Raw genomic sequence first — 14,402 nt, 5'->3', positions numbered from 1 at the left:
GCCGCAGGCGGAACGCGCCTGCGGCCTCCTTGATCCCGAGCGTCAGCGACCAGCGCCTGTGAGCTCAAGGGATGCGGGAAGAGGCTCGAGCACCGGGTCGATGATCCGCGAGGAGGCCTCGGACCGAGCGACCCGACTGCGGCGCAGGTCCTTGACGGTCGTGAGGCGGCGGAGCCAACGGTCGGTGCCGTCGTAGCGAGCCGTGAAAGGCTTACGGCCGTGCAGGGCACGGTGGTTGTCGACGATGAGGATCTCGCCGGGGGCCAGCGCGACGTCCTCGACGTTCGCGGAGAGCTCCATGATGAGCAGCTGGAGCGCCCGGTCGGCCTCGACGTCACCCGGCAGAGCCGCCATGTAGGGCGGGTCGAGCCGGACATCGGGAGCCTGGGGCGAGCCGGAGAGAACGGCTGTCGGCGCGGCGAGCAGCTCACCCTCGTTGACGCCGGCCTCGCGAAGGTTGCGCAGGTGCTCGTCGTCGGGGTGGATGACGTAGCGCGGCTCGAACAGCGGAGCGTACTCAGGGCCGGTCACGTCGATCGAGCTGATGCCGACCGCGGTGGTCGGGATCATGTCCTCGTTGCGCAGCGAGATCAGCCCGAGGTGGTCGCAGCGAAGGTTGCTGAACGCGTCCTCGATGTGCAGGTCGAGCACGACGTCGCTGCTGTGCCCGGTCTGCAGGCTCTCCTGCTTCTGGATCGGCAGGATGTTGTTGACCAGCTGGCCACCCTGCAGCGAGGACCAGGAGACGGCGTCGCCGAGCTGGGCCATGATCAGAGCGAGCCAGAAGTCGGCCATGTGCGGCGCCTGAGCGTCCGGGTGGTTCCAGTGCGGCGGAGTCGGGCCGGCAGTCACCGGGAGTCCGCTGATCACCAGGGCGTCGGTCGCGTCGCCGTAGCGGAAGGCGCGGATCGCCTTGGCGACGCTGTCGGGAAGCTCCCCACCGAGGAAGGGCGCGGTCTCGAGGAACTCCGAGGAGACCGGGCTCTCGAACCGGGCGAGCAAGGACTCCGACAGCTCGGCTGCGGCCTGGGACTCGGCTGGGGTCATCTCGACCCGGGTGACTACGGACTCTGCGCCCACAACATTGACCTCTCGGACTTTGCGGTGGAGGGGTTCGTCAGAAGCGTTTCCTGGCGCCCGCACCAAAGGGTTTCCTAAGTTCGAGACCACTTTGTTCCGCCGTACGGAATTCAAACGAGTGATAGGTCCAAATATCGAGACGATAGGTATTAGGCCCCTTGCGTAATCGCCGCGAACCTGTTTAGGGAATGTATCCCCCCTGCGGTTTGCCAGTTACCGACGAATTGCCCGTCCGACCCGCGTTCTGAGGGCTGTGCGCAGCCCTATCCTGAGCCCCATGACAGCGACGACCCCGCCGGGATCACCTCCGAGGACAACCGCAGGGTTCGGCGGCTCGACGGCCGACCAGGTGCTGACCATCGTCCTGATCGTGCTCGGTCTCGGCGGATGCACCATCGGGAGCTTCTTCGGCGCGTTGTCCATCATGGCCAGCGACGGGTGCTCCGAGACCTGCAACTACACGATGATGAACATCGGCGTCGCGGTGATGGTCTTCACCCCATGGATCTGCTGGCTCGTCTTCGGCATCTGGGGGATCGTCCGCCTGGCCCGCAAGAAGCTCGCCGTCCTGGTCGTGGTCGCCGGCGGCGTACTCGCGACTGCCCTCTACGTTCTCGGACTGGTCCTTCTGCTGGCCACCATCGGCTGAGCATCACTGGTACGGATCGACGAGCTCGCGCAGCGAGGTGAGCGCCTCCCGCAGGGCTGAGGCCAGATGGGGGCCGAGGTGTTCGTTCCACTCCTGCTCGACGCTCATCACCACCTCGCGAGCGCGGTCAGCGGCGTCCTGCCCGGTGGCCGTGAACCTGATCAGGCGTGCCCGGCCGTCGACCGGGTCCGGGACCCGCTCCACGAGCCCCTTGCTCTCCAGCGCCGCGACCAGCACGCTCGCGGTCTGCTTGGTGACCTGGGCCTGCTCGGCCAGGTCGACCAGGCGCGAGCCGTCTTCGGCGATCCGCTGGGCCAGCCGGGCCTGCGCGACGGTGATGTCGTAACCGGCCTCCCGCATCGCGGAGATGACCCGTTCGTCCATCGCCCGGTAGGCGATGAACATGAGCGTTGCGACGTCCATCGAACCCCTTGACACTGTGCGGCACCCTGGTCAATATAGTCAGTAAGACTGACTATATCGCTCTCCGGTGTCCAGACACAGCGGTCTGTTCACGGGGCTCCGCCGGACGCGCGTTGCATCCACGATCTCCACAGCCTCGCGCGTCGGGGCCCGTCGCAAGCAGGTCCCCATGAACGCAGTCGCTCAGCTCAGTGCCGCCATCGCCGCGCTGATCCTCATCGCCGTCTTCCCCTTCGAGGCCTTCCTCATCCATCGCCCCGAGGTCCAGCGGTTCCTCGGGATCGAATCGAACGGGATCCGCAACGTCCACCTGTGGTCGTTCTGCATCGGCGCCCGCAACGCTCTCGCCGGCGTCGGCACGCTCGTCGGCCTCTGGATGGTGAACTTCGGCGACGAGTCCACCGGCGTCACCGTCGTTGTCGTCACCACCATCTACATGCTGCTCGCCTCGTTGTTCATGGGGATCGCCGACGCCCTCGGATACTGGCTCCCGCGCGGCGGCAGCATCAAGGGGACCATCGCCGCGTCCGTGCTCCCCGCCATCGCGCTGATCGCGATCGCAGTTGGATAGCGGGATGCGCTCCCGGCCACTACGCTCCGACCCATGGGCGCAGCGGTCATCTCGGGGCTCTTCGCGGTGGCACTCGCGTGCCTCGCCTGGATATTCAAGAACGGCAGTCGCCGAGCCCGTCTCCTCAGCCGGATCGAGCGATACGTGCAGCTCCTCAAAGACCTTCCCGAGGGACATCCGGCGCGTGTTCACCTGGACGCGGCACTCGCCGCCGATACCGCGCAACTGCTCGCCCTGACGGAACGAAAGGCACCCTCGGCTGCACACGGCCTCGAGGACCCGTGGCTCCGTCCTTCTTCGAAGCCGGCCGTGACGCCCGGCTCCGCCTACCCGGGCGGCGCTCGTGACGACGATGAGCGGGACGACATCGACTGGATGGGAGACGAGCAGGAACGGCGGATCTCACCTCCCGATTCGCTCACCGAGCCGCCCCGGCGCGCCCTCTTGTCCGGACACGGGTCGACCGTTCTCTGGGTGCTCGCGGCCCTGTCCGCCGTTACGACAGTCGGCCTGGTGGTCAACGATCTGCTGTCCTGACATGCCTTGACAGGCATATTCCTATCGAGGCATATTTGAGGGCGTGCCCACCCGAGACGTCTTCAGCGTGATCGCCGACCCGACCCGTCGGCAGATCCTCGACCTGCTCTGTCAGCGTGAGATGGGGGTGGGCGAGCTGGTGGAGACCCTCGGGCTCGCTCAACCCAATGTGTCCAAGCATCTACGGACACTGGGCGAGGCGGACCTGGTTCACGTACGCATCGACGGACCGCGCCGTCACTACCGGCTGCGTCCCGAACAGCTCCGGGAGCTGGAGGAGTGGCTGGCGCCGTACCGCCGGATGTGGGCCGACCGTCTCGATGCGCTCGAGCGTCACCTGGACCAGCTCGACGACCCTGACCACAAGGAGGACTGAAAGATGACCACGACGACCGGACCCATGGGCGAGGTGCTCCTCGACGGCGAGCGGAGGGGTCTTCGCTACGTACGCCTGCTCCGCCACTCACCCGAGAAGGTGTGGCGGGCCCTGACCGAGACGGACGGCCTGCGGCACTGGTTTCCGACCGACATCGTCGGCGAGCGTACGGTCGGGGCGCGGCTGAGCCTCCCCTTCTGGCCCGAGGGCCTGGAGCTGGCGAGCACCACCGAGATGATCGAGGAGATGGGTGTCGACCCGGGCAACTACGTCTCGGAGGGGGAGCTGCGGGTCTGGGACCCGCCCAGGGCCTTCGAGTTCACCTGGGGGATGGACGGTCGCGAGGACCTGACGGACCTGCTCCGCTTCGACCTCGAGCCCACCGACGACGGCACCCGCCTCACCTTCACGACCTGGCTCGGCAGCCCCACCGGCAACACGGACACCGCCGTCGGCTGGCACGTGTGCCTGGACGAGCTCGCCGACCTCCTCGACAAGGGCCCGTCGCCCATGACCGAAGAGGCCTCCGCCCGCGTCGTCCAGCACGTCAAGGACCGCACCGACGAGCTGCGACCGACATACGCCGCCCTGCTCTCGTAGCCGGCGCGGGTGACCAGGCGTACGAACGAATTCTCGTTCGTACGCCGTCAGGGGATGTCGCCGTCGACGAGATGGCACAGCACGGCGGTCGCATCGTCGTGCCGCTTCCCCCGAAACTCGGCCGTGGTGGCCTCGTCGGCTTCCCGCGTACGCCGCACCAGCTCCTCCGGACCGAGGTCGAGGACGGCGAAGAGCTCCGCCCACGTCCGGCCATGCCTCTCGACGAGCGTCGCGGCGCCGTCGGTCAGCACGGCGACGGAATGGACCGAGCGCGAGCCGAGGTCGACGCTGCCGGTGACCGCCTGCCGCGCGGCCTCCGGCTTGGTGCTGGCGACCCAGAACCCCTCGGCGGTGTTGCGAACCGCGCCGAACCCGGCGACCGAGTAGTCATCGAGGTGATCGAGCCGGTCGTCCGTGATCGGGAGGATGCTGCCGTCGGTCATCCGGAACACGACCGACGAGTCCGCCAGGACCAGGTAGTCCGCGCGCTCGCCCCGGAGTCGGAGGAGCGCGACCGTCGAGGACGGGCTGTTCGGGTCGTCGAGATCGCAGGTGTCGGCATGCGCTTCGCAGACTCGACGGATCGCATCCTCGAGGATGCTCACCAGGCTGGCGTCGCCAGGAGCGGTGAGTCCCCCGGCCAAGTGGAGGCCGAGATGACGCACCAGCCACGGCACGTCATGGCTGCACCCGTTCTCGAGCCCGGCGACCGGTGTCGCACCGTCGAGCACGATGACGAAGTCCTGCCCGACGAGCACGAAGTCCTCGTTGACCCGATGAGTCGGTGAGGTCTCGGTGTAGACCTCGCTGCTGAGACGGATGCTCACTCAGCAGCCTCGAATCCTGGTGGAGCGTAGGGGACTCGAACCCCTAACCCCCTGCTTGCAAAGCAGGTGCGCTACCAATTGCGCCAACGCCCCGGACGGGTGTCCGTCGGTCAGTTCACCTTGTCGGTCGCCGCGGCCCAGTGACCCTTTTCGGGGTTGGACTGGTCGAGCTTCTTCTTGGCGAGGACGATGCCAGCCGCGGCCAGCAGTACGAGGACGATCTTCTTCATGTCTTCTCCTGCAAGTCGTGGTGGGCATCGCTGCCCGTTAGACCAGGAAAGCGTACCGGCCCGCCATGAAGCGTACGAAATCAACCGGCCTCGGGGTCGGGGGCGAGGCCCAGGGAGGCGATCGGGGTGCAGGTCATGTGGGTGCTCGCCCACATCCGGCCGGTCAGGATGCCGAACCCGTACGCCGAGGGCCGGCTGTAGGGGGAGGCGCCGGACTCGTAGGTGGTGATGAGCTCGCCCGAGACCTCGACGATCGCCTCGGCCATGTTGGGGAACCTGAACTTGCGGCGCACCGCACCGACGCGACCGTCGGGCTTCTGCTCGCAGATGAAGATCGTGCTCGGCCGGTGCCGGCCGAACGAGGAGGAGAAGACGTACTCGTCGCGGCGCACGACGACGCCCTGGACCTTGGGCGGGGTGGTGGTCGAGAGGACCGGCTCGGAGAAGTCCCACTCACCGTTCGCGTCCTTCTCGTACGCGAACAGCGTCTGGTTTCCGAAGCCGCCCACATAGAGGCGGTTTCCACGGATCCGGCAATAGGAGCCGGCCGCCACCTTCGCCGGTGCCTCGATCGGCTCGACCTCGGCACCCTTCGCCGCATTCCGGATGGCCGAGAGCGAGTAGCGGTAGAGCCGACCCTTGCCGCCGCCGGCACCCTTGGAGACCCAGACGTCGTCACCGTCGATCGCGACCCCGCCGGCGTGCCCGGGACCGGCCTTGCCGTTGTGACCCACGAGCAGCACCTCGGCGGCGGTCTTCCCGCTCTTCAGGTCGACCAGCACCAGCGCCGACCCCTTGTCGTGGGAGTAGTAGCTCTGGGCCAGCATGTTGGTGTCCGGGCCGTAGCCCAGCCCCTGCGGCGTCCAGTCGTCGGTGCCACCGGTGGCGAGCGTGTTGGGGATGAGCGGGCCGACCCGACCGCCCATCCGCTTCCCCCACCTCTCGGTGCGCTTCATCCCGCCCCTGACCCACCGGCGAGTACGTCCCGGGATGGAGTCGAGGTCGAACGGAAGGTCGATCTTCGTCATGATGGTGATATTCGCATGCGGTTCCTACCGCGGTCGGATGGCGTACCGTGCCCTGGTCGCTAGGTTCTTTGTGTGACGAGCGACCCCACTGCTTCCCCTGCCACGCCGACAGCTCGAGAGCTGATCGGCGCCCTGACCGGATTCGGGCGCGGCATGCTGCGGCCGCGCCGCCCGGACGAACGACTTCTCTCCTCGATCACCGACGCCGGCCTGCCCTCGGGCGACCGAACGGTGACGGTCAGCACGATGCCTCAGGTCCCACGCAGCCTGCCCGCCGGCGGCCTCATCGAGGGCGCAGGACTCCGCCGGCGCGTACGCAACGCGATGACCTGCTTCGTGATCACTCATCCCGAGGCGACGTTCGTCGTCGATCCGTCCTACTGCCGCGACGCCCCCGAACGGGCCCTGAGCGAGCTCCCGGGCATGCTGCGACGCCTGGTCACCCCGCCGGCGGACACCATTGCCACCGTCGACTCACTGCAGACGGCGCTGGTCAAGCCGGACTTCGCCCTCCCGACCCACGCACACTGGGACCACGTCTGCGGCCTCCTGGACCTCCCCGGCCTGCCGGTACGCCTGCGGACCATCGAGCGCGACTGGATCCTCGGCCCGGGTCGGCCTCCTGTCGGCGGCGTCCGCCCGGCTCTGACCGATGGCCGCCCCGTGGAGACGTACGACCTCGACGGCCCGCCCGTCGCGACCTTCACCGCCTCCCACGACCTGTTTGGCGACAGCTCCGTCCTGCTCGTCGAGCTCGCCGGCCATACGCCGGGCAGCATCGGCGTCCTCGCCCGAACCCCGTCGGGCTGGGTCTTGATCGCCGGCGACGCCGCCTGGCACTACGACCAGGTCGACCTGATCAGGCAGAAGCCGGCCTTCCCCGGAGACCTCGTCGACGAGGACCGCGACGCCGCCTTCGCCACCCTCCACCGCCTGCACCTGGCTCGCCACCTGATGCGGGTCGTCCCCACCCACGACCACGACGCGTCCAGCAAGCTCTAGGTGCAAGGCCCCCCGCCATCGGCCAGCCGGGATCCTCTGGGTATCACGGACTGGACGCAGTCACGTGCATCCATGGCGCGTGACTGGTTACCGTGTTCAGCGCCAACGGGCCATCTGGGTGACTTCTCCTACGTGGAGCGTGACACCACGAAGTGTGCCGCTGGTGCCGTGGTCTCGGGTACCGACTCGGGACCGCGGTCTAGTTAGCGACCCTCTGACAGGCGCCTCGGAGGGCTGGAGAGCGTACGTATGGCTACCTGCGTCTCCGGTCGTTCCATACGTTGATGTCGCTCTTCGCGGGCCGCATCTCGTCGACACCTAACCAGTCCCACCGGATCTCGGGCTTGTCGTACGTGGTGTCGACCCAGATCACCCAGGCGCGCCACCTGCCCTTGTGCAACTCCCACTTGAGGACGAGGCCGGGCATCGGCGGCGGATAGTTCCGTCGGCGGCGGTGCACCCAGACGTGCAGCCAGTTCCTGGGAGCAGGCCAGGCGTCGTTCTTGGGAGGGGTGGCCGACACGCCTCATCGTATCGAACATGCGTTCGATTCAATCAGTCGGCTGGTGTACCCAGCCGCCACGAGCCGTTCGTACGCCACATATGCGTCGTCGTCGACCTGCTGAGGCGCGGCGAAGCCACGGTCTGCGTAGACCCACAGACGTTGCGTGTCTCCGACGAGCATGCCCAGGACGCGACGAGTGCTTCCGATGCTGGAGATGTAGTCGGGCAACTCCTGCACACGTGCAGAGCAGGTCACCTCGAGCTCCGGCCAGATCTTGCGGGCCGTCGCGTACGCCCGACGCTGTTGGTAGGGCCGGCTGATGAGGGTTGCGGTGCGTGGCGTGATGCCCTCGTTCTCGAGGAGGTCACGCGTGAACGCGATGTTCTCGCCCGTGTTGGTTGCTCGGGGCTCGATCCGCAGCGCGGAGGCGGGAACCCCTAGTTCCTCGGCCCGCTCCGCGAACTCGACCGCCTCGCCTCGAGGAAAGTCGGTGACGGTCGTCGGGGCGTTCGCGCCCGTGAAGACGATCAGCGGGAACCGCCCTTGGCGGTAGAGCTCCGCGGCGTGCTCGGCCACGCCGATGTCATGACTGCCCAGACCGATCGCGACGTCGGTGTCGCGTGGCTCGTGGTGCATCTGGTGGAACTCCCACAGCGTCCGGGCGTCCTCCATGAGCGCAGGCATGCCAATCAGTCTGGCATGGCGGGGGTGCGGCTCCAGGAGAACCTCGAACGACGGCCCTGAAAACGAGGAAGAGGCCCCCGAAGGAGCCTCTGACCTGGTGAAACTGCTGTGCGCTTAGGAGGACTTGAACCTCCGACCCCCACATTATCAGTGTGGTGCTCTAACCGTCTGAGCTATAAGCGCAGGCGCCAACTGGAGGGTGGAAGCCCCTACCAGCGGGCGAGAGGAAACATTACCTGGCAGCCCAGTCGACCACCAAAACGAAGCGAGCCCTGAGACGTAGGAGGGCAAGAGCCTCGGTGAGACTCCTGCCCTCCTACGTTCGATGCGTGTTGCGGCTCAGTTCTCGGTGAGCTCCACCTCGACGCCGCCCAGGAGGGCAGCGGCCATGTTGTAGAGGAACGCGGCGAGGGTGGCGACGGCGGTCATCAGGATGATGTTGACGACCGAGACGACCATGGTGAATCCCATGATGCGGGAGAGACCCAGGTAGTCCTGCACGTTCCAGCCTGCGCTGGAGTCACCGACGACGTCCTGGACCGCTTGGTTGATCGAGTCCCACACGCCGGCGGCGCCGAGCACCGACCAGATCACGAAGACGGCGACGATCACCACGACGCTGAGCGCGATCGAGAGCAGGAAGGCCATCTTCATGACCGACCACGGGTCGATGCGGCTCAGGCTCAGGCGGGCCCGGCGAGCCGAGCCGCTGACCGCGTCCCGCTCCGCGCCGGCGGGGCCGGAGGTGCGGGCGGTCGAGGCCACTGCCGAGGTGGTACGCCTAGCCGCGTTGGCGACCGTGTCCGTGATCCGCTGGGTCACCGGCTGTGCAGCGGTCTCGTTCCGCTCGGTCATCGCGACTCCCCCAGTCGTGCGGTCGGCGGTGCGGTCCGTCATCAGGATTCATCTTCCGTCGTGGTCTCGGACGACGCTCCGTGCTCGTCGTCTCCCCCGATTGTTACATCATCCGCAACCTCTGTCCCGGTGACGATGTCATCGTCGACCTCGCGGGCCTCGACGGAACGCGCTACGACGGCGACCGAGTCACCCTTCTTGGGCGAGACGAACTTGACGCCCTGGGTGGAGCGACCGGTTGCCCGGAAGTCCGCGTTGATCGGGCTGCGTACGACCTGACCGGTCGCGGTGATCGAGAGGATCTCGTCGCCGTCGACCACGATGAACGCACCGACCAGACCGCCGCGGTCAGCGTTGGCCAGGGCCATCGTCTTGATGCCCAGACCGCCGCGGGACTGCAGCCGGTACTCGGAGATCTTCGTACGCTTCGCGAAGCCGCCGTCGGTGATGGTGAAGACGAACTGCTCCTTGACCTCGTCTGGCGACTCGGCGCCGGAGACGGGGGCCGCGACGTCCGCGGTGTCCTCGTTGGCCTCGGAGAGCCCGGCCGCGATCTCGGCGGCGACGTGCTCGGCCCGGATGACCGACATCGACAGCAGCGAGTCGCTCTCTCGGAACTTCATGCCGGTGACACCCGAGGTCGCCCGGCCCATCGGCCGCAGCTGGTTGTCGTCGGCGCGGAACCGGATCGCCTGGCCCTTGCGGGAGACCAGCAGGATGTCGTCCTCGGAGTTGACCAGCTCGGCGCCGATCAGCTCGTCGTCGTCCTCGCGGAAGTTGATCGCGATGACGCCGGCCTGGCGAGGTGAGTTGTAGTCACCGAGCCGCGTCTTCTTGATCAGACCCGAGCGGGTGGCCAGCACGAGGTAGGGCGCCTGCTCGTAGTCGCGGATCGCGAGCACCTGGGCGATCGACTCGTCCGGCTGGAACGAGAGCAGCCCGGCCACGTGACCGCCCTTGGCGTCACGTGCCGCCTCGGGCAGGTTGTAAGCCTTGATCCGGTAGACCCGGCCGGCCGTGGTGAAGAAGAGCAGCCAGTGGTGGTTGGTGGTCGAGATGAAGTGCTCGACCACGTCGTCGCCGCGCAGGGTGGCGCCGCGTACGCCCTTTCCACCGCGCTTCTGGGTGCGGTACTCACCGGCGAGGGTGCGCTTGGCGTAGCCGCCGCGGGTGATCGAGACGACCAGCTCCTCATCGGGGATGAGGTCCTCCATGGAGAGGTCACCGTCGGCCGCGATGATCTGGGTGCGGCGGTCGTCGCCGTACTTCGCGACGATCTCGTCGAGCTCGTCGCCGACGATCTGACGCTGGCGGGCGACGTTGGCGAGGATGTCCTCGAGGTCGGCGATGATGACCTCGAGCTCGGCCAGACGGTCGACGATCTTCTGCCGCTCCAGCGCCGCGAGGCGACGCAGCTGCATGTCGAGGATCGCGTTGGCCTGGACCTCGTCGATCTCCAGCAGCCGGATCAGGCCCTGGCGGGCGTCGTCGACCTCGGGGGAGGAGCGGATCAGCGCGATGACCGCGTCGAGCTGGTCGAGCGCCTTGACCAGGCCGCGCCAGATGTGGGCGTCCTCCTCGGCCTTGCGCAGCCGGAATGCCGTACGCCTCCGGATGACGTCGATCTGGTGCTCGACCCAGTTGGAGATGAACTGGTCGAGGGCCAGGGTGCGCGGCACCCCGTCGACCAGCGCCAACATGTTGGCGGAGAAGTTGGTCTGCAGCTCGGTGTGCTTGAGCAGGTTGTTGAGTACGACGCGGGCGACCGCATCGCGCTTGAGCACGACCACGAGCTGCTGACCGGTGCGGGAGGAGGTGTTGTCCTTGACGTCCGCGATGCCCTGGACCTTGCCGGTGTCGGCGAGGTCGGCGATCTTCTGGGCGAGGTTGTCCGGGTTCACCATGTAGGGGAGCTCGGTGATCACCAGGTTGGTGCGGCCCTTGCTGTCCTCGTCGACCTCGATCACCGCACGCTGGGTGATCGAGCCGCGGCCGGTGCGGTAGGCCTGCTCGATGCCCTCGCGGCCGACGATCAGCGCGCCGTTGGGGAAGTCGGGGCCCTTGATCCGCTCGAGCAGCGCGTCCTGGAGCTCCTCGCGCGTCGCGTCCGGGTGCTCGAGCGACCACTTGGCGCCGGAAGCGACCTCCCGCAGGTTGTGCGGCGGGATGTTGGTCGCCATGCCGACCGCGATGCCGGCCGAGCCGTTGACCAGCAGGTTGGGGAACCGGGCCGGCAGGATGGCCGGCTCCTGGGAGCGGCCGTCGTAGTTGGGGCCGAAGTCGACGGTGTCCTCGGTGATGTCGCGGACCATCTCGAGCGCCAGCGGCGCCATCCGGCACTCGGTGTAACGCATGGCCGCGGCCGGGTCGTTGCCGGGCGAACCGAAGTTGCCCTGCCCGTGGATCAGCGGGTTGCGCATCACCCACGGCTGCGCCAGCCGGACCAGGGTGTCGTAGATCGCGGTGTCACCGTGGGGGTGGTAGTTACCCATCACCTCACCGACGACACGGGCGCACTTGGAGAACCCGCGGTCGGGACGGTAGCCACCGTCGTACATCGCGTAGAGGACGCGCCTGTGGACGGGCTTGAGCCCGTCACGTACGTCGGGCAGCGCGCGGCCGACGATGACGGCCATTGCGTAGTCGATGTAGCTCGACTGCATCGAGGCCTGCAGCTCGACGGTCTCGATCCGGCCGCCGGCAGCGGTCTGCCCGGAGCCTTCCGGAGGAGTCTCGGTCACGATTTCACTTTCTGCGTGCGTCTATCGGTATCTAGGGGCTCAGTGAGACTCAGATATCGAGGAATCGAACGTCCTTGGCGTTGCGCTGGATGAAGGAGCGTCGCTCGGCGACGTCCTCACCCATGAGGATGGAGAAGATCTCGTCGGCGTGGGCGGCGTCCTCGAGGGTGACCTGCAGCAGCAGCCGCTGCGAGGGGTCCATCGTGGTCTCCCACAGCTCGTCGGCGTTCATCTCGCCCAGGCCCTTGTAGCGCTGGACCGGGTTCTCCTTGGGCAGCTTCTTGCCCTGCTCGATGCCGTCACGCATGAGGGCGTCCCGCTCGGAGTCGGAGTAGACGAACTCGTGCTCGGCCGGCTTGTTCCAGCGCAGGCGGTAGAGCGGCGGCTGGGCGAGGTAGACGTAGCCCTGCTCGATCAGCGGCTTCATGAACCGGAACAGCAGCGTCAGCAGCAGCGTGTTGATGTGGTGGCCGTCGACGTCGGCGTCGGCCATCATCACGATCTTGTGGTAGCGCAGCCGGTTGATGTCGAAGTCGTCGTGCACGCCGGTGCCCAGCGCGGAGATGATCGACTGGACCTCCTGGTTGGCCAGCACCTTGTCGATCCGGGCCTTCTCGACGTTGAGGATCTTGCCTCGGATCGGGAGGATCGCCTGGATGCGCGGGTCACGACCCGACTTGGCCGAGCCACCCGCGGAGTCACCCTCGACGATGAAGATCTCGCACTCTTCGGGGTTGGTCGACTGGCAGTCGGCGAGCTTGCCCGGCAGGCCGCCACCGCCGCCGATGCCCTTGCGGTTGCGGGCCAGGTCACGGGCCTTGCGGGCGGCGATCCGGGCCGAGGCCGCGGCCATCGACTTGCGGATGACCTCCTTGCCCTCGGCCGGGTTCTGCTCCAGCCAGGCGCCGAGCTGGTCGTTGACCGCGCCCTGCACGAAGCCCTTGACCTCGGTGTTGCCGAGCTTGTCCTTGGTCTGACCCTCGAACTGCGGCTCGCTGATCTTCACCGAGATGATCGCGGTGAGACCCTCACGGATGTCGTCACCGGTGAGCCGGTCCTCCTTCTTCTTGATCAGACCCCACTCCTCGCCCCACCGGTTGACCAGGGTGGTGAGCGCGGCGCGGAAGCCCTCCTCGTGGGTGCCGCCGCCGGGGGTGTTGACCGTGTTGGCGAAGGTGTGGACCGACTCGTTGTAGGAGGACGCCTGCCACTGCATGGCGATCTCGACGCTCATCGGGTTGGGCGCCTTGTCGTCGGTCTCGGTCTCGAAGGCGATGATGCTGGAGACCGGGGTCTTGCGCTTGTTGAGGTGGTCGACGTAGTCGGCCAGACCGCGCTCGTAGTAGAAGGACTGCTCCAGCACCCGCTCACCGTTGCCGGAGCTGTGCAGCTCGTCGGCGCTGTCGGTGTCGGACTCGATCGTGCCGTCCTCGACGGCCTCGGCGAGGGCGGAGGCCTCCGGACGCTCGTCGCGCAGCTCGATCCGCAGACCCTTGTTGAGGAACGCGGTCTCGCGGAAGTGGCTCGAGATGGTCTCGAGGTTGTAGTCGGTCGACTCGAAGATGTCGCTCGAGGCGTTCCAGGAGATCGTGGTGCCGGTGCGCTCGCCAGCCTCGAGCTCGCGCACCTCGCGCAGGTCGTAGTCGGGTACGCCGCGGGTGAACTCCTGCTCCCACAGGCGGCCCCGGTTCTTGATCTCCATATGGAGGTTGGTCGAGAGCGCGTTCACCACGGAGGAGCCGACGCCGTGCAGACCACCGGAGACCTTGTAGCCGCCACCGCCGAACTTGCCGCCGGCGTGCAGCACGGTCAGCGCCAGGGTCGCCGCGGGGATCTCCTGGCCGGCCGCGGTGTCGGTCGGGATGCCTCGGCCGTTGTCGGAGACGCTCACCCAGCCGTCCTCACGCAGCGTCACCTTGATGGTGTCGCAGTAGCCGGCGAGCGCCTCGTCGACCGCGTTGTCCACGATCTCCCAGATCAGGTGGTGCAGGCCGCGGGCTCCGGTCGAGCCGATGTACATACCCGGTCGTTTGCGGACCGCTTCGAGCCCTTCGAGGACCTGGATGGCAGACGCGTCGTATTCGACTCCGTCTGTGGTCTTGTCGTCCGGCATAGGAGTCGTCTGGTCGGCAGCGGTCACCGGTGCGATCCACCTGTCATTTCGGTCCGGAATCGGACATGGTGTCGGTCGGGCATGCAACGGGCCGACCAGCGCCGGGGAAGTAAAACCTAGGACGATCGACCCAACCCCCATCTTACCCCGTGGAAGCCCGGATTCCACGCACGCCGCCGTT

Annotated in this window: 16 protein-coding genes and 2 tRNA genes; 6 read left to right on the top strand and 12 right to left on the bottom strand. The window is 67.4% G+C overall.

Features of this window, described 5'->3' with window-relative positions:
* Positions 1–42: 42 nt before the first annotated feature.
* On the bottom strand, positions 43–1,080 hold the full coding sequence (locus tag ACIO3S_RS00585) for a TauD/TfdA family dioxygenase (RefSeq protein WP_400458466.1): 1,038 nt from the start codon (positions 1,078–1,080) through the stop codon (positions 43–45).
* Between the two features lie 277 nt (positions 1,081–1,357).
* Between ACIO3S_RS00585 and ACIO3S_RS00580 the strand changes: the two genes are divergently transcribed.
* The gene (locus ACIO3S_RS00580; RefSeq protein WP_400458464.1) at positions 1,358–1,729 is read left to right on the top strand and encodes a hypothetical protein; all 372 of its coding nucleotides are present in this window, start codon (positions 1,358–1,360) and stop codon (positions 1,727–1,729) included.
* A gap of 3 nt (positions 1,730–1,732) precedes the next feature.
* Here ACIO3S_RS00580 and ACIO3S_RS00575 read toward each other — a convergent pair whose 3' ends face one another.
* Complete coding sequence (locus ACIO3S_RS00575; protein WP_400458462.1) at positions 1,733–2,152, bottom strand: MarR family winged helix-turn-helix transcriptional regulator; 420 nt, start codon at positions 2,150–2,152, stop codon at positions 1,733–1,735.
* A 169-nt stretch (positions 2,153–2,321) separates the two neighbouring features.
* On the opposite strand from ACIO3S_RS00575, the gene ACIO3S_RS00570 reads away from it, so the two are divergent.
* Genes ACIO3S_RS00570 through ACIO3S_RS00555 form a run of 4 tightly spaced genes read left to right on the top strand, consistent with a single transcriptional unit; the run spans position 2,322 to position 4,236 of the window.
* Positions 2,322–2,723, top strand: a complete 402-nt coding sequence (locus ACIO3S_RS00570; protein WP_160026091.1) for a DUF1304 family protein — start codon at positions 2,322–2,324, stop codon at positions 2,721–2,723.
* Between the two features lie 33 nt (positions 2,724–2,756).
* On the top strand, positions 2,757–3,260 hold the full coding sequence (locus ACIO3S_RS00565; RefSeq protein ID WP_400458460.1) for a hypothetical protein: 504 nt from the start codon (positions 2,757–2,759) through the stop codon (positions 3,258–3,260).
* 43 nt (positions 3,261–3,303) lie between these two features.
* The gene (locus ACIO3S_RS00560; RefSeq protein WP_400458458.1) at positions 3,304–3,636 is read left to right on the top strand and encodes an ArsR/SmtB family transcription factor; all 333 of its coding nucleotides are present in this window, start codon (positions 3,304–3,306) and stop codon (positions 3,634–3,636) included.
* A 3-nt stretch (positions 3,637–3,639) separates the two neighbouring features.
* Positions 3,640–4,236: an SRPBCC domain-containing protein gene (locus ACIO3S_RS00555; protein WP_400458456.1), complete on the top strand. Its 597-nt coding sequence runs from the start codon at positions 3,640–3,642 to the stop codon at positions 4,234–4,236.
* 47 nt (positions 4,237–4,283) lie between these two features.
* Here the strand turns inward: ACIO3S_RS00555 and ACIO3S_RS00550 are convergent, their stop codons facing one another.
* The 4 genes from ACIO3S_RS00550 to ACIO3S_RS00535 all read right to left on the bottom strand — a co-directional run bounded on the left by ACIO3S_RS00550 (position 4,284) and on the right by ACIO3S_RS00535 (position 6,321).
* The gene (locus tag ACIO3S_RS00550) at positions 4,284–5,063 is read right to left on the bottom strand and encodes a protein phosphatase 2C domain-containing protein (protein ID WP_400458454.1); all 780 of its coding nucleotides are present in this window, start codon (positions 5,061–5,063) and stop codon (positions 4,284–4,286) included.
* Positions 5,064–5,080: 17 nt separating this feature from the next.
* A tRNA-Ala gene (locus ACIO3S_RS00545) sits at positions 5,081–5,156 on the bottom strand.
* 17 nt (positions 5,157–5,173) lie between these two features.
* Entirely contained in the window at positions 5,174–5,293 is a 120-nt protein-coding gene (locus ACIO3S_RS00540) for a DLW-39 family protein (protein ID WP_008355567.1), read from the bottom strand.
* A gap of 80 nt (positions 5,294–5,373) precedes the next feature.
* Positions 5,374–6,321, bottom strand: coding sequence for a hypothetical protein (locus tag ACIO3S_RS00535; RefSeq protein ID WP_400458452.1), 948 nt, complete (start codon positions 6,319–6,321; stop codon positions 5,374–5,376).
* A gap of 72 nt (positions 6,322–6,393) precedes the next feature.
* On the opposite strand from ACIO3S_RS00535, the gene ACIO3S_RS00530 reads away from it, so the two are divergent.
* Complete coding sequence (locus tag ACIO3S_RS00530; RefSeq protein ID WP_400458450.1) at positions 6,394–7,323, top strand: MBL fold metallo-hydrolase; 930 nt, start codon at positions 6,394–6,396, stop codon at positions 7,321–7,323.
* A 253-nt stretch (positions 7,324–7,576) separates the two neighbouring features.
* Here ACIO3S_RS00530 and ACIO3S_RS00525 read toward each other — a convergent pair whose 3' ends face one another.
* The 6 genes from ACIO3S_RS00525 to gyrB all read right to left on the bottom strand — a co-directional run bounded on the left by ACIO3S_RS00525 (position 7,577) and on the right by gyrB (position 14,221).
* Positions 7,577–7,846, bottom strand: coding sequence for a hypothetical protein (locus ACIO3S_RS00525; RefSeq protein WP_400458449.1), 270 nt, complete (start codon positions 7,844–7,846; stop codon positions 7,577–7,579).
* Between the two features lie 3 nt (positions 7,847–7,849).
* Positions 7,850–8,512 (bottom strand): YdcF family protein, encoded by a 663-nt coding sequence (locus ACIO3S_RS00520; protein ID WP_400458447.1) that lies wholly within the window; start codon positions 8,510–8,512, stop codon positions 7,850–7,852.
* 109 nt (positions 8,513–8,621) lie between these two features.
* A tRNA-Ile gene (locus ACIO3S_RS00515) sits at positions 8,622–8,695 on the bottom strand.
* A gap of 156 nt (positions 8,696–8,851) precedes the next feature.
* The gene (locus ACIO3S_RS00510) at positions 8,852–9,409 is read right to left on the bottom strand and encodes a DUF3566 domain-containing protein (RefSeq protein WP_160026102.1); all 558 of its coding nucleotides are present in this window, start codon (positions 9,407–9,409) and stop codon (positions 8,852–8,854) included.
* Positions 9,409–12,108, bottom strand: a complete 2,700-nt coding sequence (gene gyrA, locus ACIO3S_RS00505) for a DNA gyrase subunit A (protein ID WP_400458446.1) — start codon at positions 12,106–12,108, stop codon at positions 9,409–9,411. The genes ACIO3S_RS00510 and gyrA overlap by 1 nt, the downstream gene beginning before the upstream one ends.
* Before the next feature lie 49 nt (positions 12,109–12,157).
* The gene (gyrB, locus tag ACIO3S_RS00500) at positions 12,158–14,221 is read right to left on the bottom strand and encodes a DNA topoisomerase (ATP-hydrolyzing) subunit B (protein ID WP_400461043.1); all 2,064 of its coding nucleotides are present in this window, start codon (positions 14,219–14,221) and stop codon (positions 12,158–12,160) included.
* Positions 14,222–14,402 lie beyond the last annotated feature (181 nt).

The organism is Nocardioides sp. NPDC087217 (assembly GCF_044744805.1).
GTDB lineage: Bacteria > Actinomycetota > Actinomycetes > Propionibacteriales > Nocardioidaceae > Nocardioides.
This window is presented reverse-complemented; position numbering and strand designations above follow the sequence as displayed.

What these genes read in the sequence shown, in the direction of transcription:
- ACIO3S_RS00580 (WP_400458464.1), top strand. Translation starts at nt 1,358, where the DNA reads ATGACAGCGACGACCCCGCCGGGATCACCTCCGAGGACAACCGCAGGG.
- ACIO3S_RS00575 (WP_400458462.1), bottom strand. Translation starts at nt 2,152, where the DNA reads ATGGACGTCGCAACGCTCATGTTCATCGCCTACCGGGCGATGGACGAA.
- ACIO3S_RS00570 (WP_160026091.1), top strand. Translation starts at nt 2,322, where the DNA reads ATGAACGCAGTCGCTCAGCTCAGTGCCGCCATCGCCGCGCTGATCCTC.
- ACIO3S_RS00565 (WP_400458460.1), top strand. Translation starts at nt 2,757, where the DNA reads ATGGGCGCAGCGGTCATCTCGGGGCTCTTCGCGGTGGCACTCGCGTGC.
- ACIO3S_RS00555 (WP_400458456.1), top strand. Translation starts at nt 3,640, where the DNA reads ATGACCACGACGACCGGACCCATGGGCGAGGTGCTCCTCGACGGCGAG.
- ACIO3S_RS00540 (WP_008355567.1), bottom strand. Translation starts at nt 5,293, where the DNA reads ATGAAGAAGATCGTCCTCGTACTGCTGGCCGCGGCTGGCATCGTCCTC.
- ACIO3S_RS00535 (WP_400458452.1), bottom strand. Translation starts at nt 6,321, where the DNA reads ATGACGAAGATCGACCTTCCGTTCGACCTCGACTCCATCCCGGGACGT.
- ACIO3S_RS00520 (WP_400458447.1), bottom strand. Translation starts at nt 8,512, where the DNA reads ATGCCTGCGCTCATGGAGGACGCCCGGACGCTGTGGGAGTTCCACCAG.
- ACIO3S_RS00510 (WP_160026102.1), bottom strand. Translation starts at nt 9,409, where the DNA reads ATGACGGACCGCACCGCCGACCGCACGACTGGGGGAGTCGCGATGACC.
- gyrB (WP_400461043.1), bottom strand. Translation starts at nt 14,221, where the DNA reads ATGCCGGACGACAAGACCACAGACGGAGTCGAATACGACGCGTCTGCC.